18 protein-coding genes are annotated in these 20205 nt (G+C 57.5%); 2 read left to right on the forward strand and 16 right to left on the reverse strand.

Features of this window, described 5'->3' with window-relative positions; translation table 11 throughout:
* Positions 1–18 precede the first annotated feature (18 nt).
* From LN244_RS14925 to LN244_RS14950, 6 genes are all read right to left on the reverse strand, one after another.
* A complete protein-coding gene (locus LN244_RS14925; RefSeq protein WP_239040562.1) occupies positions 19–1350 on the reverse strand; it encodes a vWA domain-containing protein in 1332 nt (443 codons plus the stop codon).
* Between the two features lie 126 nt (positions 1351–1476).
* Positions 1477–3357 (reverse strand): SLC13 family permease, encoded by a 1881-nt coding sequence (locus LN244_RS14930; RefSeq protein WP_239040563.1) that lies wholly within the window; start codon positions 3355–3357, stop codon positions 1477–1479.
* A gap of 96 nt (positions 3358–3453) precedes the next feature.
* Positions 3454–4083: a LysE family translocator gene (locus LN244_RS14935; protein ID WP_239040564.1), complete on the reverse strand. Its 630-nt coding sequence runs from the start codon at positions 4081–4083 to the stop codon at positions 3454–3456.
* 137 nt (positions 4084–4220) lie between these two features.
* A complete protein-coding gene (locus LN244_RS14940) occupies positions 4221–5528 on the reverse strand; it encodes a GGDEF domain-containing protein (RefSeq protein ID WP_239040565.1) in 1308 nt (435 codons plus the stop codon).
* A gap of 196 nt (positions 5529–5724) precedes the next feature.
* Positions 5725–6441, reverse strand: a complete 717-nt coding sequence (locus tag LN244_RS14945) for a YebC/PmpR family DNA-binding transcriptional regulator (RefSeq protein WP_239040566.1) — start codon at positions 6439–6441, stop codon at positions 5725–5727.
* A 369-nt stretch (positions 6442–6810) separates the two neighbouring features.
* The gene (locus LN244_RS14950) at positions 6811–7755 is read right to left on the reverse strand and encodes an IS481 family transposase (RefSeq protein WP_239040410.1); all 945 of its coding nucleotides are present in this window, start codon (positions 7753–7755) and stop codon (positions 6811–6813) included.
* A gap of 301 nt (positions 7756–8056) precedes the next feature.
* On the opposite strand from LN244_RS14950, the gene LN244_RS14955 reads away from it, so the two are divergent.
* Complete coding sequence (locus tag LN244_RS14955) at positions 8057–9007, forward strand: IS110 family RNA-guided transposase (protein ID WP_239040020.1); 951 nt, start codon at positions 8057–8059, stop codon at positions 9005–9007.
* 29 nt (positions 9008–9036) lie between these two features.
* Here the strand turns inward: LN244_RS14955 and LN244_RS14960 are convergent, their stop codons facing one another.
* From LN244_RS14960 to clpB, 8 genes are all read right to left on the reverse strand, one after another.
* Positions 9037–9906, reverse strand: a complete 870-nt coding sequence (locus LN244_RS14960) for a DUF3553 domain-containing protein (RefSeq protein ID WP_239040567.1) — start codon at positions 9904–9906, stop codon at positions 9037–9039.
* 108 nt (positions 9907–10014) lie between these two features.
* Positions 10015–10959, reverse strand: a complete 945-nt coding sequence (locus LN244_RS14965; RefSeq protein WP_239040410.1) for an IS481 family transposase — start codon at positions 10957–10959, stop codon at positions 10015–10017.
* An 82-nt stretch (positions 10960–11041) separates the two neighbouring features.
* Positions 11042–11521: a hypothetical protein gene (locus tag LN244_RS14970; protein WP_239040568.1), complete on the reverse strand. Its 480-nt coding sequence runs from the start codon at positions 11519–11521 to the stop codon at positions 11042–11044.
* Between the two features lie 79 nt (positions 11522–11600).
* Positions 11601–11966 (reverse strand): cupin domain-containing protein, encoded by a 366-nt coding sequence (locus LN244_RS14975; protein ID WP_239040569.1) that lies wholly within the window; start codon positions 11964–11966, stop codon positions 11601–11603.
* A gap of 94 nt (positions 11967–12060) precedes the next feature.
* A complete protein-coding gene (locus LN244_RS14980) occupies positions 12061–12300 on the reverse strand; it encodes a hypothetical protein (RefSeq protein WP_239040570.1) in 240 nt (79 codons plus the stop codon).
* 27 nt (positions 12301–12327) lie between these two features.
* Entirely contained in the window at positions 12328–12711 is a 384-nt protein-coding gene (locus LN244_RS14985; protein WP_239040571.1) for a hypothetical protein, read from the reverse strand.
* Positions 12712–13222: 511 nt separating this feature from the next.
* Positions 13223–13483, reverse strand: coding sequence for a hypothetical protein (locus LN244_RS14990; RefSeq protein ID WP_239040572.1), 261 nt, complete (start codon positions 13481–13483; stop codon positions 13223–13225).
* 62 nt (positions 13484–13545) lie between these two features.
* Positions 13546–16122 (reverse strand): ATP-dependent chaperone ClpB, encoded by a 2577-nt coding sequence (gene clpB / locus LN244_RS14995; RefSeq protein WP_239040573.1) that lies wholly within the window; start codon positions 16120–16122, stop codon positions 13546–13548.
* A 234-nt stretch (positions 16123–16356) separates the two neighbouring features.
* Here clpB and LN244_RS15000 point away from each other — a divergent pair, with 234 nt between their 5' ends.
* On the forward strand, positions 16357–18270 hold the full coding sequence (locus LN244_RS15000) for a PhoX family protein (RefSeq protein ID WP_239040574.1): 1914 nt from the start codon (positions 16357–16359) through the stop codon (positions 18268–18270).
* 130 nt (positions 18271–18400) lie between these two features.
* Here the strand turns inward: LN244_RS15000 and pgeF are convergent, their stop codons facing one another.
* Both pgeF and rluD read right to left on the reverse strand, forming a co-directional pair.
* Positions 18401–19129, reverse strand: coding sequence for a peptidoglycan editing factor PgeF (gene pgeF / locus LN244_RS15005; protein WP_239040575.1), 729 nt, complete (start codon positions 19127–19129; stop codon positions 18401–18403).
* Complete coding sequence (gene rluD / locus LN244_RS15010) at positions 19126–20094, reverse strand: 23S rRNA pseudouridine(1911/1915/1917) synthase RluD (protein WP_239040576.1); 969 nt, start codon at positions 20092–20094, stop codon at positions 19126–19128. The genes pgeF and rluD overlap by 4 nt, the downstream gene beginning before the upstream one ends.
* Between the last annotated feature and the right edge of the window lie 111 nt (positions 20095–20205).

Consider the following 20205-nt stretch of genomic DNA (forward strand, 5'->3'; position numbering starts at 1 on the left):
CCCCGGTGAGCAGCTCAGTTAATAGCTTTGCTGGGTCGCACGCTTGTATTGCTTCTCACGCAACTCCTTGCGCTGACGATTCCAGTCGTCCTCCGAGGATATCGCATCTGCATCCTCAAGCGCCTCCTCTTTCTGGGCCTCCAGCCGGGGTGAACTCAGCGCCTGCGCCTGGGACCCCAGAAACTCGGCGCTTTTTTCCAGCAGGCTTCTGGCACCCGCCACATCCCCGCGATCCCGGCGCTCGACCGCCTCACGGCTGTACTCATTCGCCACCTGCTCCACCGCCGATTCCAGGGCCGGTTTATCCACCGCCTGTTGTACCTCTTCTTCAGAGGCACTGAAACTGGCCAGTATGCGCCCGCCCAGACGGTCGGTCTGGCGTGTCGCCAGATTGGCGTAGTCGACCTGCACGCTGGCCAGCTCCAGTTCGCGGCCCGCCTGCTGCGCCGGCACTTCGACTTCCAGCACCAGATACTTTTCCTGCTCGCTGTACAGCTGGTTCAGGCGGGTACGCACCCGGTCCCCGACGACCTCGCCTTCGCGGCCCAGCAGGCGCAGCGGGCGTACGCCGTTGAGGCAGCGGATCTCGATGATCAGATCCTGTGCCACCACCGACATCACGTCACCGAACTCGTACTGGAAGATGCGCGCCAGATCGGCGGCGTTTTCCACAAAGGCATGGTTGCCGTCACTCATGCCCGCCAGCTGGGTCATCAGGTCCTCGTTATAGCCCAGCCCAAGGCCGATGGTGGTGACACTGATGCCCTCCTTGGCCAGCGACTGCCCCAGGCGTCCCAGTTCGGACGGCGACTGGGGACCCACGTTGGCCAGCCCATCGGACAGCAGGATGACTCGATTGACCCGGTTCAGATCGAGAAACTTGCGCAGCTCCTGCGCCCCCTTGCTGACCCCGGCAAACAGCGCCGTATTGCCTCCGGCCCGGATCTGGCGCACCGCACGATATACCGGCTCACGATCAGACAGACGGGTGGCGGGCACCACCACCTCCACCTGAGAGTCATAGGCCACCACCGAGACAATATCACGCGCATCCAGACGCCCGATCGCCATGATCGCCGCCTCGCGGGCGTGGCGGATCTTGTCGCCGCCCATGGAACCGGAGCGGTCCAGCACGATCGCCACATTGGCGGGCGTGCGTTCGGCATGGCCCTCCAGCGCGAAGCCATCCAGTGAGATTTTGATATAGGCCTTTTGCGCGGCGTTGGCCGTCATGACCGGCGTCGCCAGACTCAGATCCAGCTTGACCTCCTGTGCCTGCGCCAGCAGCGGCAGGCACAGCAGCAGCCAAAGTGCGCTTATCCCGCGTTTTAAAGGGTTGAAGATGTTCATGACCCGACTCCTTGTGCAGTTGATAGCAAACGTAGTGTCTGCACTCTAGGCCCGACGGAAAGCCGGATGGTCAGATGGGTGTAGGGATTTTGTAAAAGATTTGTAAACGCGTCATCACGCCGCCCGTCAGGGCGGCCACACCACCCAGAGCAACGGAATACTGATCACCACGACCAGAATGGAAACCGGCAGCCCCAGACGCCAGTAATCGCCGAAGCGGAAACCGCCCGGCCCCAGAATCAGGGTGTTGTTCTGATGGCCGACCGGGGTCAGAAAGGCGCAGGACGCCCCGATGGCCACCGCCATCAGGAAGGCGTCGGCCTGCACGCCGAGGGTCGCGGCGGTGCCCAGCGCAATCGGACACATGGCCGCCGCCGTGGCGGCATTGTTGACCACGCTGGAGATCAGCATGGTCAATGTCAGGATCAGCCCCAGCGCCACCAGCGTGCTGCCCTGTGCCACGTGCTCCATCAGCAGCTCCGCCACCAGTGTTGCTGTCCCCGTGCTTTCCATCACCGAGGCCACCGGCATCAGTGCGCCGAGCAGGATGATCACCGGCCAGTCGATCGCGTCATATACCGAACGCAGGGGCACCGTCCGCACAGCCATGGACGCCAGCACCCCGGCGGCAAAGGCGATGGCTGTGGGCAGCAGCGCAAAGGCGGCGGCCGCCACCGAGGCCAGCATGATCAGCGTTGCGGCCAGCGCCTTGCCCCGTTCGGGCAGATGCAGCTCGCGCTCGGCCAGAGGAATACAGCCATGATCGGCGGCGAATTCGCTCAACGCCTCTTCCGAGCCCTGCATCAGCAGCAGATCGCCTGCCTTGATCTTCATGGTCCGCAGGCGTGCCCGGGAGCGGGAACCTTCGCGGGACAGGGCCAGCAGGTTCAGGCCGTAACGGGTGCGTAACTTCATGTCGCTGGCCGAACGCCCCTGCAGCGCCGATTCGGTGCGCACCACCAGCTCCATCAGGATAACGCCCTCGCCGTTACTGCCGGGTTCCTCAATCGGCGCCTCAGCCTCGGCCGGCTCCTCATCCTTACCTTGGGGTTTGGCGCTTTTCGACGCCGACTCGTCATCCCCCTTGCCGGTCTCTTTGTCCGCGTCATCGTCCGGGGATTCGGCCTCTTCCAGCGCCAGCCCCAGCGCGCCGATCACGCCGGTCAGCGCTTCCACGTCCGCTTCAATGATGAGGATGTCACCGGCCTTGATATAGCGGCCGGACAAGGGCGCGTTGATACGGACGTTGTTGCGGATCATGCCGGTAATCTGGGCTTCGGTCTCGCCCAGCGCGGCATCGGCCTCACGAATATGCATGCCCGCGACCTTGCTGCCCTCGAGCACCCGCACCTCGGTGAAATAGGCGCCGGTATCGAAGCCCTCGGCACCCGGCTGCTTGCGCGCCGGCACCAGCCGCCAGCCCGGCAGAGCGATAAACAGTACGCACAACAGGGCGACCGCCATCCCGACAAAGGCGAAGTCGAACATCTCGAAACCGCTGCCGATGCTCTCGTTGCGAAAGCCCGAGACGATCAGGTTGGGCGGGGTGCCGATCAGCGTGGTCATGCCGCCCAGGATGGTGCCGAAGGCCAGCGGCATCAGGACCTGCCCCGGGGTCAGGTTCAGTCGCCCTGACAGCTGCATCGCCACCGGCATCAACAGGGCCATCGCCCCCACGTTGTTCATGAACCCGGACAGAAACGCCCCCAGTCCGGTCAGTGCCGCGATACTGAGCACCGGCCCGGCCTGTTTCGGCAGCACATGGCGGGTGAGCACATCGACCGCGCCGGAAATCTGCAGGCCGCGACTGAGCACCAGCACGCAGGCCACGGTCACCACCGCCGGATGGGCAAACCCCAGAAACGCCGCTTCGGCATCGATCAGCCCGGTCAGCACGCACGCCAGCAATGCACCACCGGCCACCATGTCATGCCGCCATCGCCCCCAGATGAACATCACCATGGTGGCCAGCAGAATCAGCACGATCAGCAGTTGGTCCTGGGTCATCACCGGCTCCTTGTGGCTGTGGCAAACGTCTCGGCGTACAGAACAGTGTACGCCATGCCGGTCAGGGCTTCATGGCCTCGGGCGGGTGGTGAAGGATCAGATCCGACTCGAGGTGGACAACAGCGCTCCGGCACCGATGAACACACCACCGGTCAGGCGGTTGAACAGCCGGGCCCGGCCGGAGGCAAAAATCCAGCCGGAGGAGCGTGACCCCAGATAGGCGTAAAACAGCAGCCAGGACAGCTCGAACACGACGAAGGTGCCGGCAAACACCAGATACTGCAGCCAGAGATTGGCCGCCGGATCGATAAACTGGGGGAATAGCGCGGTAAAAAACAGGATCGCCTTGGGGTTGCTGGCCCCGACAATAAAGCCGCTGGCGAAATGGGCCTTGAAGCGACGCTCGCCGGGCCCGCGCAATTCAGCCTGTGCATAACTTTCCTGCCGGGAAAGCAGCGATTTTATCCCCAGATAAACCAGATAGACCGCCCCGCTCCACTTCACCAGTGTGAACAGCAGATCGGACGAAGCCACCACCAGCCCCAGACCGGTAAAGGAGAGCGTCAGAATACCGGTAATCGCCGTCAGACTGCCCAGGGCGGTATAGGCCCCCGACGTCCAGCCGGAGGTCACGCCCCGGGTCATGCACAGCAACGAACTGGGACCGGGAGAGGCCGTCAGCACCAGCACCGCCAGCAGATAGTACAGCCAGATATCGACACTCATTGGAATTCCCCTTGCGACCGATCGTCCGGCCAGAAGAGCAGGTATCGACGGCGAGAAAGATCATACACGCGCGCCCCTGTTCGGCAACAGAAGCGAGGCGCCCGAAAGGACAGAGCACCGGTATCCGCCGTTAAAGGCTACTCGGCCTCGTCACCGGGCCGCACAAAGACAAAACCGTTCTTGCCGTCCTTTTTCACCCGGTACATGGCGGCGTCGGCGGCTTTCAGCAGCGCTTCCAGATCCGCCCCATCGTCCGGGAAACGGGCGATGCCGATACTGGCGCTGACACGGGCCGACTCACCCGCAACCGGGATCGGCTCCTGCAGGCGATCCAGAATACGCTGGGCCACGGCGGTGGTATCCGCTTCGGTGCTGGCATGAGACAGCAGCACCACATACTCGTCACCACCGATCCGGGCCAGCAGATCCTCCGCACGGATCACCGCCTGCAGGCGTCTGGCAACTTCACACAACACCTCGTCACCGGCGCTGTGGCCGAGGCTGTCGTTGATCGACTTGAACCCGTCCAGATCGATGAACATCAGCCAGAGCGTCTGCTGATGACGGGCTGCATGCGCCAATTCGGTCTTGGCCGCCTCCTGCATGTAATGCAGGCTATTGACCCCAGTCAGCGCATCCTTCATCGCAATATCATGCAACCTGGCGCGCGCGGCCTCGATCTCTTCCAGCGCTTCATAGAGTTCGGTGAAATCGTACTCCACCACCAGAAACAGAAAGTCGCCGTTCAGCGGGTGGCGGGTACGGCGAATATCCAGACTGTGTCGCCGCGCGCCCTCCGCGGTCTGCATGATGAAATCCCAGCGCCCCTCTTCGCCTGCCTGCACCCGCTTGAGACAGGCACGCCCCTGGGCCGGATCGGCAAAGCGGGCGACAAAGGCACAGCTGCCCTCGTCCAGCGGCTGGTCATAGAGGTAGTTGTAGGCATCGGTCGCAGCAGGGTTTTCCACCACCGGGTCGCCATCCAGCGTAAAGGTGGTGGCCGGCACCCTGGTGTAGCGCATCGCTTCCATCAGTAGCAGGTTCTCCGGCTGCTCGCCCATGTTCACCTGCTCGTTGATATAGGCAATGATGCCGCGATGCCGATCCGGCCCCAGCAACACCGCCCGATGCATCATCAGCAGGGTTTTGGGCTTGCCGTTCGGATAGGTCGTCCAGGGATCAACGGTGAGGCCTTCGCGCACGGCCAGCTCAAAGGTTTGCAGCGTACGGTCACGTGCGCCCTGGGTATCGCCGGACAGGTCCTTGTCGATAAGCGCCTGCAGCGAATCCAGCCCCCAGAACGCCACCGCCGCCGAGTTGCCCCACCACCAGCCGTGCTTGTCGATATCAAACACCCAGACCACGTTGGGAATCAGCTCATAGAGCCGCAATTCCTCATGGGTTTCGATATGGACCAGATGGTCATACTGACTTGGATTTGTCACGGTTGAACAACGACCTCGGCAGCACTGAACAGAGTTTCACTATATGCGTTCAGGCCCACAAGCTCCACCGTCAGATGAGGTACTGTGCAAGCCAGGCACTCGTCGCAGCCAGAGTCTGCGGATAAAAAAAGGAGGCGCCGTGGCACCTCCTCCTGCGCCCCCATGACCGGGCGATATTGGCGTGGGGTCAGCCCCTTCAGAGCTCGACGTTGTGGTACACCTGCTGTACATCGTCCAGATCGTTCAGCATCGCCAGAAACTTCTCGAACAGTGCCACATCATCGCCACTCAGGGTGGTGTAGCTCTGCGGGATGAACTGGATTTCGTCGACGTCGAAATCGATCTCGCCGAAGCGCTCGATCAGGGCCGTCTTGGCCTTGAAGTATTCAGTGTTGGGGGCGAATACGGAAATCTTGCCGTCTTCGTTTTCGATATCGGTGACGTCAACGTCCCCTTCCATCAGCGCTTCAAGCACCGCTTCTTCATCATCGCCCGCAAAGACGAAGATGGCGCAGTGATCGAACATGTGGCTGACGCTGCCCTGAGTACCGATCTTGCTCTTGGTCTTGGTGAACGCCTGGCGCACGTCGCCGAAGGTGCGGTTGGGGTTATCGGTCAGACATTCGATGATGGCCATGCTGCCGCCGGGGCCGTAACCTTCGTATCGCGCCGGAGAGTAATCTTCGCCGCCACCGCCCTTGGCCTTGTCGAGCGCCTTTTCGATAACGTGCCCGGGAACCTGCTCTTTCTTCGCGCGATCGATCAGGCCGCGCAGCGCCAGGTTACCATCGGGGTCAACCCCGCCAGACTTGGCCGTGACATAGATTTCACGCCCGTAACGGCTGTAGAGCTTGGCCTTCATGTCCGAGGTCTTGGCCATTGACTCTTTACGGTTCTGATACGCTCTACCCATAGGGCGATTACTCCGATAATGATCTTAAAGGTTGCGATTCTACTGCGATCCGCCCAATCTGAATACCGCACATTTCAGCCGTTTGATGACCGCCCAACGGGACGGCATAGCGGCCCGATGGCAAGCCATTGCAGTCAGCCTGGTGCTGATCTCTATATTTGGCCGTGCCAGCATGCGAGATAGCACAGGACACCTACGTTAACGACGCTCATCCATTGATTAGATGCATCACCTCGCTGTACTGGAGTGGTTCGGGTCATGGCGATAAGAGTATCTATAATGCGATAGGCTAATCGGTTGTTTAATGCCCGTTTGGGGCAAACCGAAGCGCAGCGTAAAGCAGCGTAAATTTGTCCCTAGATGTGAATACTAAACACCTTGTTCACGCAGCTTCGGTATTCGAGACACCGGCGGTAGATTTCCGATACTGCCATGAGGGCGCTGTTTATTGTAGTGGTTGATCCAGTCTGTCAGCGCCCAGGCCCTTGATATGTCGTTTGCGTAGGGCACTGCATATGCCCACTCCCTGATCATTGTTTGTATAAATCGCTCCGCCTTGCCGTTCGTTCTGGGCGTGTATGGGCGCGTGTATACATGCTTGATCCCTTCCCGTTGTAAAACTGCATTGAACCGACGGGAACGATAGGCTGGACCGTTATCGGTCATCAGGCGTTTCACCTCTACACCTATTCCGCGGTAGGCCGCTAGAGCGTTTTCCAAAAAGCGCGTTGTGGTGCCTTGCTGCTCATCTGGTAGTACCCGGGCAAACGCCCAGCGGCTGTGATCATCAATACAGATATGAACGCACTCATAACCCGCACCTCGGGTATTCTGGCGACGGTTGTTTGTCACGCGGTGGCCGGGCCTGTCGAAGCGAGGCAGCTTCTTGATATCCATATGCAGCATGTCACCCGGCGCGGGGTGTTCGTAGCGCTGCGCAGGTTGCACCGGCTCCAGGTGTGAGGCTCGATTGAGCTTAAGTCGGCGCAGTACAGCTGTCACTGTGGAGTAAGCCAGACTCAGTGCCTGTGCGATCTGCTTGGCAGTCCACTTGAGTGTCAGGCGCATCTTCTGAATCAGCTCAACCCACTGTTTCGGCATCTGCCTCGGTGAGGCGTGGGGACGGCTGGATGCTGACTCAAGACCAGCCTCACCTGCCTCTCGATAACGAGCAATCCACTTGTACACAGTGTGCGTGCTGATACCAAAAGTGCTGGCAATGTCTCGCACCGGCTGCCGCTTACGGAGGGCTCGATCAACGATCAGGGCTCGAATATGAGGCGTAGTTCGGGCATTCTTGTGAGGGTTGTTCATGTCGGTTGTTCTGTGCTGTTTGTTTGGCGATAACCAGCATCTCGAACTTAACCGGCGTGAACAACCTCCTTAGCACCCACACCTAGAGTAACTTGTATGGATAATTCCGTGTGTTTTCCGGGTAAATTGGGACCCACCCTCAACGGCCATTGAGGGCCTTCATGCAGCAGCTCGGTGTAGCGCCGGCTCCTCTTGCGAGAGACCGATAACAAGTGTGTAGCGCTGCATGACTCTTTAGCGATAACTCGAACAGTCATCGGGGCCCCGAGCCCGCATAGCAAGGCAGAGTCAGCTTATTACCATGAACACGGAAAGCCAAATCAGCATCAACGTCGGCGTAGACGTCGGCAAATCCAAACTCGATATCGTCCTGCATCCGCTGGACCTCCATTTTCAAATTCCGAACGACGAGGACAGCATTCTCAAGGTCGTTCACGTGCTGAAAAAGCGCAACATCGAACGCATCGTGGTCGAAGCCACAGGGCGCTATGAACACGCCTTCGTGTTTGCCTGCGACCAGGCGAATCTACCCATTGTCGTCGTCAACCCCATCAGTGTCAGACGTTATGCGCAGGCCATTGGGGTACTGGCCAAAACGGACAAGATTGACGCCGGTGTCATCGCTCGCTTCGCGGCCACCATACAGCCCGAGATCAAGCCGATTCCAGACAAACAATCCCGTCTTATTAAGGACTTGCTGATTCGACGCGGCCAGCTCCTTGAGATGCAGACGATGGAAAAAAACCGTCTCCAGATCCTACCCAAGGCGCTACACCGCTCCATCAAAACCTTGCTGCGCTCCTTACAAACTCAGATCAACACCATCACCAAACAGATCGATGAAGCGGTTATGCAGGTCAAGCACTGGCGTGTCAAAACCGAGATCCTGACCAGTGTACCCGGCGTTGGAAAAGTCCTCGCCTATACCCTGCTCAGCGAGCTGCCAGAACTCGGCAAACTCAACCGCAAAGAGATCGCTGCCCTGGTTGGTGTCGCCCCCATGAACCGCGAAAGCGGTACCTGGAATGGCAAGCGACGCATCCGGGGAGGTCGTCACCGTATCCGCACAGTCATGTTTATGGCGATGCTGTCATCAATCCAATGTAACCCTGTGTTCAAACGCTTCTACGAGCACCTGAAGGCGCAAGGTAAGCTGCCCAAAGTGGCCATCATTGCCTGCATGCGCAAGCTCATTGTCGTGCTCAATACCATGCTCAAAAACGAAGAGCTCTGGCGTCAAAAAACAGCCTGATTATTTATGCTGGACACCACAGTCACTTGTTATGCGCTTTGATATGTTCCGGGCGCGATACACCACATAAATGACTGAACATCAATCATATCTCTTGGTTTTAAATCAGATATTTCTGAGAAAAGATACTCGGAAAAGCTCAGGACAGATTTGTAAGTAAGCCAGTTTAACTGTGGTTTATAGTTGATCTCGAATCCGCAAAGCTCAGACGAATATTGTGTGATGGTTGGCTTGACAAACATAAATTTAGAAGGATCTACGATAAACAAGAAGTATGTGGCTGTTGTCCATTTCGCAGCCTCAATTTTTTCTAAGACTTTGGCAAAAGCAACAAACCGCTTCTCCAGTACTCCATTGCCATACAACAATGAATGCAATGCGACGGCAAATTCCTTCTGCGCCGATGGCTCTACCAAGCCGTCCTTTAACGACATCTTTTCGTTTGGGAATATCAAATTGGTCGCATTGACGATCTTCAAAGCTCGTTTGGCGATTTCTACATAATCCTCAGTTTCTAACAGCGAGTCATAAGGCACCTGCCCCAAAAGCTCTTGGGCTAGAGTATGTGCCTTATTTTTATACTCTCTTTCATGCTCTCTGAATTTCTTGCCGTAGAACCCCTCAGGGAACTGCGCTAGAAAGAACTGAATAGACTGAGGCAGGCTTTGATACTTAATACCGCTTGCGGACTTATTGATCTTTAAGTTATCAAGGACTGGATGAGATGCTTCATCTCCTGTGATCTTCATTGGCTGGACATACTTCAAAGACAGTACTTTTTCTCCAACGCCAACAAAAAACACCCTGACCGACTCGGTGTTGCTGTCCTCTAGGACCTCCCCAAGCCCCCAGTCGTTTATTTTCGGATGTTTGACCCTATCGCCTTTCTTATATTCCATGCGGTTTTCTCTCTTGCGCATAACGCCTAATTTAGGGGCCGGAGCTGCGTAGCAGCGGAGGTCCCAGCCCGCTTGCGGGCGACTACAATTACTTGTTAGTTGTGAATACTAAACACCTTGTTCACGCAGCTTCGGTATTCGAGACACCGGCGGTAGATTTCCGATACTGCCATGAGGGCGCTGTTTATTGTAGTGGTTGATCCAGTCTGTCAGCGCCCAGGCCCTTGATATGTCGTTTGCGTAGGGCACTGCATATGCCCACTCCCTGATCATTGTTTGTATAAATCGCTCCGCCTTGCCGTTCGTTCTGGGCGTGTATGGGCGCGTGTATACATGCTTGATCCCTTCCCGTTGTAAAACTGCATTGAACCGACGGGAACGATAGGCTGGACCGTTATCGGTCATCAGGCGTTTCACCTCTACACCTATTCCGCGGTAGGCCGCTAGAGCGTTTTCCAAAAAGCGCGTTGTGGTGCCTTGCTGCTCATCTGGTAGTACCCGGGCAAACGCCCAGCGGCTGTGATCATCAATACAGATATGAACGCACTCATAACCCGCACCTCGGGTATTCTGGCGACGGTTGTTTGTCACGCGGTGGCCGGGCCTGTCGAAGCGAGGCAGCTTCTTGATATCCATATGCAGCATGTCACCCGGCGCGGGGTGTTCGTAGCGCTGCGCAGGTTGCACCGGCTCCAGGTGTGAGGCTCGATTGAGCTTAAGTCGGCGCAGTACAGCTGTCACTGTGGAGTAAGCCAGACTCAGTGCCTGTGCGATCTGCTTGGCAGTCCACTTGAGTGTCAGGCGCATCTTCTGAATCAGCTCAACCCACTGTTTCGGCATCTGCCTCGGTGAGGCGTGGGGACGGCTGGATGCTGACTCAAGACCAGCCTCACCTGCCTCTCGATAACGAGCAATCCACTTGTACACAGTGTGCGTGCTGATACCAAAAGTGCTGGCAATGTCTCGCACCGGCTGCCGCTTACGGAGGGCTCGATCAACGATCAGGGCTCGAATATGAGGCGTAGTTCGGGCATTCTTGTGAGGGTTGTTCATGTCGGTTGTTCTGTGCTGTTTGTTTGGCGATAACCAGCATCTCGAACTTAACCGGCGTGAACAACCTCCTTAGCACCCACAGTTAGTGGCTCAGCACCGAGTCTATATAACCTTTAAAAAACTCGGCAATTCTTTCTAATATACCCACTGACACCGATATACTTTGCTGTTCAAAATGATATCTCCATTCTACAAAAACATTTTTAATTTCTTCTAAATCATCTAATATATTATTGTTTGTGGCTTCTAAATAGCATTCAGCTATATGCTCTTTCATTTGCTCGGGAAGGCTTTCGTACATACCTTTCAAAGAGTGGCCTCTAATTCGTGCATGAATAGTTTGCTCATGCTCTATCATTTGAAATGGAAGTTCGCTTTCGAAAATTGTTTTTGTAGAAACATCTAAACACTTTATGAATAACTCTATAGCAAATGCTAAATTCACGTAATATGGTGCACCTCTGTCACTTTTTGGAATGTAATTGGCCGCACGGTAGTACTTACATGCCGTAAGGAATATATATCCATCGATTCCTCGATAATCCTTTTCTATTGGCGACATTCCCACTCCTCAAGCACTAACGCTTCAAGAAGGGGCGCCGCCTTTCGGCGTCCCACTTGCTTGACTTGTTAGCAGTACTTTACACCCAAACATCATTTTTGGCTGTTAGCTCACCACCTGAATCACCAGTATTGACAACACCTTTCGGCTCAACGAGCATAATTTTGCATTCACTGTGTGCAACAGGCTTATGTTCTACACCTTTAGGGATTACAAACATTTCACCTGAATCGAGGCTAACAACGCCATCACGGAATTCAATATTAAGAGTGCCTTCAATAACGATGAATACTTCATCTGTATCAGGATGGTCATGCCAAACAAATTCACCTTCAACTTTAACTAACTTAAATTGATAGTCATTCATTTCTGCAACAACACGAGGAGACCAGTGTTCAGTAAATTTAGAGAACTTATTTTCAAAGTTGATCGCATCAAATTTCATTTTAAATCCATATATTCATGTACTGCTAACGCTCGTAACACTTGACCGGAAAAGCGTAGCTTTTTTGGGTCAAGTGCTTACTATTGTTATGAATTTAAGGTAGCGGCATATCTGCACCCATAAATCCTGAAAAAAGTACTACTGAAAGTCCAGCAAGCTGAAGAAAGAATGGGTTCTTAGCTTCTGGCCAGTGCAATACTAAATATATTATAGAAACAGGTGATATTAGTAGACACGCCAACCCCCAAAGAACACTGGTTCTAAACGCCGCTATTAGAAAACCAATTCCACCGATGATTAATATTAAGATTCCAATAAACGCCATGATTTCCATATACTACTCCATAATTTGTTTTAATCATCAATGTGCATAATTAACTTTTGAGCCACTAATAGTCAGGAATCCTTCTTTTTCTAGGCTGTTTACAATATCATCAATTCTTGAATCTTCAATACCGCCCTGGAATTGAAACATAGCGCCAATAAAGTTTTTCAAAGACTGATGTTTCCCTGGTTTTGACTTTGCGAGCCTTTCCTTTGCATACGAGATCAGCTCCTGACCTTTTAGATCTTTTTTGGTCTCAGCAGCCTTATTCTGATGACCATTGGAGCTGGTTACCAATCGTTCTGTTGGATTAAGAGTTTCTTCTTCTTTTATTGCCGCCTGAATCAGGTACTGGGCAAGCTTCATTTTTTCACGATATGTAAGCTTGTCAGCTGCAATTTTTATTACTTCATAGCTCATTCAAAACTTCCTCATAAGAATTTGAATATGGTTGATGCGTAACAGTCTGTTAATGAGGTCTTCGACCTCATAATAATTATTATCGGGTATACCTTTTAATTCTCGAGCCAATTCATAAGCGGTTGATAAATAAGAGCTTAATTTTCAGCAAACGGAAAAAAAGGTATTTTTGCTCGACAGAGAGGCGCCCAGCGGGTACTGGCTGTGAAGACAGCCATGAAGGCATAAGAGGTAAGCATAGACGGGGTATAAACATCCCTGATATTCCTTCATCACGTACTGAACGCCACCGTGCTTGCAACCAACCCGCACGGTACTCCCTGTCATCCATTCCCAACACTATAGCCAGCCTGATCTGAGCTGACTACCCAACCTAAGTAAAATTCCGGGCACTTGAAACCTGCACCGCATTCCCCTCGGGGCAACCGAGCATCGGAGCCCGATCGGGAACACAAAAAAAGCCCGCCGATCGCTCGGCAGGCTTTTGCACTTCGTTCAAATCCCTGCGGTTTTACATGCCGGCGGCGTTCAGTAGCATCCGCATCGCCTCGGCCAGTTTCTTCTCGGCGTCCTGATGGTCTCCGGCCTTGTGCGCGGCCATGCCTTCATCATGCAGCTGCATAACCTTGCTGCGCACTTCGTCGCTGACCTGGATGTTGGCGAGTCCGTTTTCGATCGCCTTGGCATCCATCGGGCAGTGGTATGCGAAAGCCGGTGCAGATACGGTGGACGCCAACAGCGCGGTAACGAACAGGGTTTTTATTCTGGACATGACTCACCTCCCATTGGAGTGGTATTCAGCCGTTTGAGTATAGTCCAGCGGACCCTGCCCCATTACCTGAAGGTAAACTCCCCTGCTTCTACATCGACCACGATCTCCCGGCCCGGCTCGTACTCCCCGGCGAGCAAGCGATGCGCCAGCGGGTTTTCGATCCACTGCTGGATCGCCCGCTTCAGCGGCCGCGCCCCGTAGATCGGCTCGAAGCCCACTTCCACCAGCTTGTCCATGGCTGTGCTGGTCAGCTTGATGCTCAGCTCGCGCTCGGCCAGACGGCGGCGCAGACGATCCAGCTGGATCTCGGCGATGCCGGCCACCTGATCCTTGCGCAGGCTGTGGAACACCACCACCTCGTCGATACGGTTGATCACCTCGGGACGGAAGTGAGTGCCCACGGCTTCCATGACCGCCTGTTTCATCAGGTTGTAGTCGTCGTCATCGCTGTAGTTCTGGATCAGGTCAGACCCCAGGTTGGAGGTCATCACCACGATGGTGTTGCGGAAGTCCACGGTACGGCCCTGACCATCGGTCAGGCGGCCGTCTTCCAGCACCTGCAGCAGGATGTTGAACACATCCGGGTGCGCCTTCTCCACCTCGTCCAGCAGCAGCACCGAATACGGCTTGCGGCGCACGGCTTCGGTCAGGTAACCACCCTCTTCGTAACCGACGTAGCCCGGAGGCGCACCGATCAGACGCGCGACGGAGTGTTTCTCCATAAACTCGGACATGTCGATGCGCACCATCGCATCCTCGGTATCGAACAGGAAGCTGGCCAGCGCCTTGCACAGTTCGGTCTTGCCCACCCCGGTCGGGCCGAGGAACAGGAAGGAACCGTTGGGACGGTTGGGGTCGGACAGACCGGCACGGGAACGGCGCACGGCGTTGGACACGGCCACCACCGCTTCGCTCTGACCCACCACGCGCTGATGCAGGGCATCTTCCATACGCAGCAGTTTTTCGCGCTCGCCTTCCAGCATCTTGCTGACCGGAATACCGGTCCAGCGGGCGACCACTTCGGCCACTTCCTCTTCGGTCACCTTGTTGCGCAGCAGCTTGTGCTCTTCTGCCTGCTGCTCGGAACTGTCCGCGGCCTGCAGCTGTTTTTCCAGCTCGGGGATGCGGCCGTACTGCAACTCGGACATCTTCGCCAGATCACCGGCGCGGCGAGCCTGTTCCATCTCGACACGGGCCTGGTCGAGCTGTTCCTTGATCTGCTGGGAGCCCTGCAGACTGGCCTTCTCGGCCTTCCAGACCTCTTCGAAGTCGGCGTATTCCTTCTCCAGCTTGCCGATGTTGTGCTCCAGCTCTTCCAGACGCTTGCGTGAGGCTTCGTCCTTCTCTTTTTTCAGCGCTTCGCGCTCCATCTTCAGCTGGATCAGACGGCGGTCGAGACGGTCCATCTCTTCCGGCTTGGAATCCATCTCCATGCGGATGCGGGAGGCGGCTTCGTCGATCAGGTCGATCGCCTTGTCCGGCAGCTGGCGGTCGGTGATGTAACGCTGGCTCAGCTTGGCAGAGGCGATGATCGCGGAGTCGGTGATATCGACGCCGTGGTGCACTTCGTAACGCTCCTTGAGGCCACGCAGGATGGCGATGGTGTCCTCTTCGGAGGGTTCATCGACGATCACCTTCTGGAAGCGGCGCTCCAGCGCGGCGTCCTTCTCCACGTACTGGCGGTACTCGTCCAGGGTAGTGGCACCCACGCAGTGAAGCTCGCCACGCGCCAGCGCCGGCTTGAGCATGTTGCCCGCGTCCATGGCCCCCTCGCCCTTGCCGGCGCCGACCATGGTGTGCAGCTCGTCGATGAACAGGATGATCTGTCCTTCCTGCTTGGCCAGTTCGTTCAGCACCGCCTTCAGGCGCTCCTCGAACTCGCCGCGGAACTTGGCCCCGGCGATCAGCGCGCCCATATCCAGCGACAGCACCTTCTTGCGCTTGAGTCCTTCCGGCACTTCGCCGTTGACGATGCGCTGCGCCAGCCCTTCAACGATGGCGGTTTTACCCACACCGGGTTCGCCGATCAGGACCGGGTTGTTCTTGGTGCGGCGCTGCAGCACCTGAATGGTGCGGCGGATTTCGTCGTCACGGCCGATCACCGGGTCCAGCTTGCCGGACTCGGCACGCTCGGTCAGGTCGATGCAGTACTTGCCCAGCGCCTGCCGGGTCTCTTCCGCATTGGGGTCGCTCACGCTGTCGCCTCCGCGCATGTTGTTGATCGCGTTTTCCAGTGACTGACGGTTCACGCCGCAGTCCTTCAGGACCTTGCCGGCATCGCCCTTGTCGTCCAGCATCGCCAGCAGCACCAGCTCACTGGCGATGTACTGGTCGCCGCGCTGCTGCGCCAGCTTGTCGGTCAGGTTGAACAGGCGGGCCATGTTCTGGGACAGGCGGATCTCGCCGTCGGGACTGCTCACCACCGGCAGGCGGTCGAGGGCTTCGCCTACCCTGGCGGTCAGGGTCATCCGATCGGCACCGGCCTGACGCAGCAGCGGCGCCACCGATCCGTTCTGCTGCTGCAGGAAAGCGGCCAGCAGATGGATCGGTTCCATCATGTTGTGGTCCTTGCCGATCGCCAGCGACTGGGCATCGGACAGGGCTTCCTGAAGTCGTGAGGTAAATTTGTCGGGTCGCATGAGGTCTCCTGTGGATCTCTCTGTGCCGCAGGTCCGACATTACAGGGTCAGACGGTTCGGCGTTTCTGTTACCTCTATAGATAGGGCCAGTTGTTGCCGCTTCAAGATGGGGCGGCAATTAAATTAGTCATTTCTTATACAGAGGTCGACTTTCTTATTTTTGTAATAGCACACTGCTACAACATTGCGCTGATCGATTGCCCGAGAGCAGTAACCCAACACAGGAACCGTGACATGAGTCAGCACGAACGCTTTGATCCCGAAGATCATCCGGAACTGGAACAGACCGATTTTGACCGCCTGACCACCAAGGGTGTCAGCCGCCGCAACTTCCTCCGCGGCGGTGCTGCGGCGATGGGACTGTTCCTGGCCGCCAGCCCGCTGGCACAGGCGGTGGCCGCCGCAACGCGCCCGGCCCCGAGCACGCTGATCGGCTTCAAGGCCGTACCGGCCAGTACCGCCGACAGCTTCGTTGTGCCTGAGGGCTATGTCGCCAAGCCGCTGATCTCCTGGGGCGACCCCATTCTCAAGGGCGCGCCCGCCTTCGATGAGTCCGGCACCCAGAACGCTGCCGCCCAGGCGGGCCAGTTTGGTGACAACACCGACGGCATGAGCTTCTTCCCGCTGGGCGAAGACCGCGCCCTGCTGGCGGTGAACAACGAATACACCAACTACGAATACCTGTTCGCCCATCAGGGCAAGCAGGACCTGACTGCCGACGAGGTGAAAAAATCCCAGGCGGCGCACGGTGTATCCATCTTCGAAATCCACCGCAACGCCAAGGGTGAGTGGCAGGTGAATCGGGATTCCGACTACAACCGCCGCATCACCGCCTACACGCCGATGGAGCTGACCGGACCGGTCGCGGGCCATGCCCTGGTGCAGACCGCCGCCGATCCCAAGGGCACCCGCGCACTGGGAACTTTCAACAACTGCGCCAACGGCCAGACGCCCTGGGGCACCTACCTGACCTGCGAAGAAAACTTCCACAAGTACTTCGCCTCGGCGCAGGATGAGGTCGAGCTGCCCTCGCGTGACCAGCGCTATGGTCTGAAAGCGGGCAACCGTGACTATCAGTGGTATCGCCACGACGAGCGATTCGATCTGGCCAAGCACCCGAACGAGCCGCACCGTTTCGGCTGGGTGGTCGAGATCGATCCGATGGACCCGACCTCTACGCCGAAGAAGCGCACCGCTTTGGGCCGCTTCAAGCATGAGAATGCCGCCCTGACCATCGATCCGTCCGGTCACGTGGTGGTGTATCTGGGTGATGACGAGCGCGGCGAGCATCTGTACAAGTTTGTCTCCAGGGACAAGTACAACGCCGACAACCAGCAGGCCAACCGTGATCTGCTGGCAGAAGGCACCCTGTACGTGGCCCGTTTCTCCGCCAACGATGGCGAGATCAAGGGTCAGGGCGAGTGGATCGAGCTGAGCCACGGCAAGAACGGACTCACCGCCGAGAACGGCTTTGCCGATCAGGCGGAAGTGCTGATCTTTGCCCGTGAAGCCGCCACTCAGGTGGGCGCCACCACCATGGACCGTCCGGAATGGGTCGCCGTACACCCGGACAACAAGGCGGTGTTCTGCACCCTGACCAACAACAAGAACCGCGGCAAGGACGGCCAGCCGGTGGGCGGCCCCAACCCGCGCGCCAAGAACAACTATGGTCAGATCGTGCGCTGGTGGCCGCATAACGGCGACCACACGGCCAGCACCTTTGACTGGGACCTGTTCGCCATCGCCGGCAACCCGACCCTGGCTGAAGGCCTCTATGCCGGCAGTGACAACATCACCGCCGACAACATGTTCAACAGCCCGGATGGCCTCGGCTTCGACGACGCCGGTCGCCTCTGGATCCAGACCGACGGCAAGTACTCCAACAAGGGCGAGTTTGCCGGCATGGGCAACAACCAGATGCTCTGTGCCGACCCGCAGACCGGCGAGATCCGCCGTTTTGCCACCGGCCCCATCGCCTGCGAGATTACCGGTCTGGCGTTCTCACCGGATCATCGCACCGTGTTTATCGGCGTACAGCACCCGGGTGAAGATCTGGAACCGTCCCACTTCCCGGCGGGCGGCAACAGCAAGCCGCGTTCCACCATCATGGTGGTGCAGCGTGAAGATGGCGGTGTGATCGGCGCCTGACAGATCACACAGAACGACAAAGGGGCTGCTCTTTCATCGCGGGCAGCCCCTTTTTTTGTGTCTTTCGTGCAGATCAGCAGACGTCAGCTAAAAGAGAATTCAGGACAGAGCCGTTGAACAGCAAGGTCGGTTATGTGATCCAGATCAGGCTCGCCATGCGACCGGTCTGGCCGTCACGACGGTAGGAAAAGAAGCGTTCGTGCTCGTCATGGGTGCAATGCTCGCCTCCCCGGATGGTCCGCACACCGGCGGCCTGCAGTCGGCGGCGCGCCAGCGCATAGAGATCAGCCATCCAGCGCCCCTCATGACGGGGTGACGGACTGAACGCCAGCTCGGCATCCGCATCCACGGCCAGAAAGGCCTCACGCACCTCCGGTCCCACCTCGAAGGCTGCCGGACCGATGGCCGGACCCAGCCAGGCATTGACCTGGGCCGGATCATCAAAGGCTGCCAGGGTGGCTTCCAGCACGCCGTTGAGCAGCCCGCGCCAGCCGGCATGGGCGGCAGCCACACAACGGCCATCTGCGGCCGCGAACAGCACCGGCAGGCAATCGGCGGTCATCACCGCACAGACTACGCCGGGCTGGCGGGTCCAGCAGGCATCCGCTTCCCGCACCACGCCATCATCCTGCGCTTCAACCACCTGAACACCGTGTACCTGCGTCAGCCATTGCGGCTGGCTGACACCCAGCGCCGTTTGCAGGCGCTGGCGGTTCTCGGCCACGGCGGCGGGGTCGTCGCCGACATGATCGCCCAGATTCAGGCTGTCCCAGGGGGCACCGCTGACACCGCCGTCACGGGTGGTGGTCAGCGCCTGTACGCCGGGTGCCAGAGGCTGTTCAGGCAGAATCAGTTTCATAGTTCGTAGTCGTACTCTTGAGCATCACGCTTGAGCACCGCCAGCAGCTGCTGCATGTCTTCGGGTAGGTCCACTTCCCAGGAAACCAGCTCACCGGTAGTCGGGTGCCAGAGCTCCAGTTTCTTGGCGTGCAGTGCCTGACGGCGGAAGTTGCGCAGCGTCTTCTGCATTGCCGGGCTGCACCCCTTGGGCAGACGGAAGCGACCACCGTAGAGCGGGTCACCCACCAGAGGATAGTTGATGTGGGCCATATGCACACGGATCTGGTGGGTACGTCCGGTTTCCAGCTTCAGACGAATATGGGTATGGGCGCGAAACTTCTCCAGTACCCGGTAGTGCGTCACCGCTTCCTTACCCAGACCGACCACCGCCATCTTCTGTCGGTTCTTGGAATGACGCCCCATGGGTTCGTCCACGCAGCCGCCACCGGTCATCACGCCATTGACCACCGCTTCATATTCACGCCCCATGCTGCGTTCCTGCAGCTGGGCGACGATCTCGGTCTGCGCGGCAATCGTCTTGGCCACCACCATCAGGCCGGTGGTGTCCTTGTCCAGACGGTGGACGATACCGGCACGCGGTACCTGAGCGATGTCGGGGCAATGGTGCAGCAGCGCGTTCATCAGGGTGCCGCTGTCATGACCGGCGGCCGGATGCACCACCAGCCCTGCCGGCTTGTTGATCACCAGAATGTCATCATCTTCGTAAATGATATCGAGCGGAATCGGCTCGGCTTCGTGGTGTTCGATCCGCGCCAGCTCGGTCCGCACCTCGATCCGCTCACCGCCATTGAGCTTGTCACGCGGGCGCTTGACCTCACCGTCGACCTTGAGATTGCCGTCCTTGATCCAGCCCTGAATGCGGGAGCGAGAGTAATCCGGAAAGAGTTGTGCGGCGGCCTGATCAAGGCGTATTCCGAACATCTCGGCCGGTACCTGTACTTCGAGTTCTAGCTGTTCTGACATCTGTATGATTCTTCGTCGGCGGAGGTTTGGGCATGGGCTCCGGTTATGTTTAAATAGACCGGAAATTACCGGCCAGTATAACTGAATACGGCCAGTCACGCCGAGTCCGGC

Origin of the sequence: Marinobacterium sediminicola, assembly GCF_022343685.1 — a bacterium.
In the GTDB taxonomy this organism is placed as follows: Bacteria; Pseudomonadota; Gammaproteobacteria; order Pseudomonadales; family Balneatricaceae; genus Marinobacterium; species Marinobacterium sediminicola.